1 protein-coding gene is annotated in these 747 nt (G+C 53.0%); it reads left to right on the top strand.

Annotated elements, in window-relative coordinates; genetic code table 11:
• A partial coding sequence (locus DBY66_RS17710; protein WP_146745193.1) for an RNA-guided endonuclease TnpB family protein occupies window positions 1-747 on the top strand: 747 nt, incomplete at both ends.

Here is a 747-nt window from a genome sequence, read left to right as displayed (position 1 = left end):
ACCCGATCAGGTTGAGTTACTGGCTCAAACGTTCGGTTGTGTGCGTTTTGTCTATAACAGCATCCTGCGCTGGCGCACCGATGCTTATTACGAACGGCAAGAGAAGATCGGCTATACACAAGCCAGCGCACGATTAACCGCACTGAAAAAAGAGCCAGATTTTGCCTGGCTCAATGACGTTTCCAGCGTGCCACTACAGCAAGCCCTGCGCCACCAACAAGCCGCTTTTTCCAACTTCTTTGCAGGTCGGGCAAAATATCCGACATTCAAAAGCAAGCGCCATAAACAGGCCGCTACGCTGACGGATGCCGCGTTTAAATACCGCGACGGCAGGTTGTACATGGCAAAGAGCAAAGCGCCTTTAGACGTGCGCTGGAGTCGCCCTTTGCCGTCCGTGCCGTCTACCGTCACCGTGTCCAAAGATTCAGCGGGGCGCTACTTTGTTTCGTGCCTCTGCGAGTTTGAACCTGTATCACTGCCGATCACCGCGTCCACGGTCGGCATTGATGTTGGTTTAAAAGATTTGTTCGTCACCGATACCGGATTCAAAACCGGCAATCCCCGCCATACCGCTAAATATGCGAAGCGATTAGCCCTGCTACAGCGACGTTTGAGCAGGAAACAAAAAGGCTCAAAGAACCGCGCCAAAGCCCGCGCCAGAGTCGCCCGCATTCACGCGAAAATTGCTGATTGCCGCCTGGATAACCTGCACAAGCTATCCCGCAAACTCATTAACGAAAACCAGGT

The sequence above is a fragment of the Pantoea sp. RIT413 genome (assembly GCF_003057675.2).
Taxonomy (GTDB): Bacteria; Pseudomonadota; Gammaproteobacteria; order Enterobacterales; family Enterobacteriaceae; genus Pantoea; species Pantoea eucrina.
The sequence above is the reverse complement of the archived record's forward strand: the minus strand, read 5'-3'. Positions and strand labels throughout refer to the sequence as shown.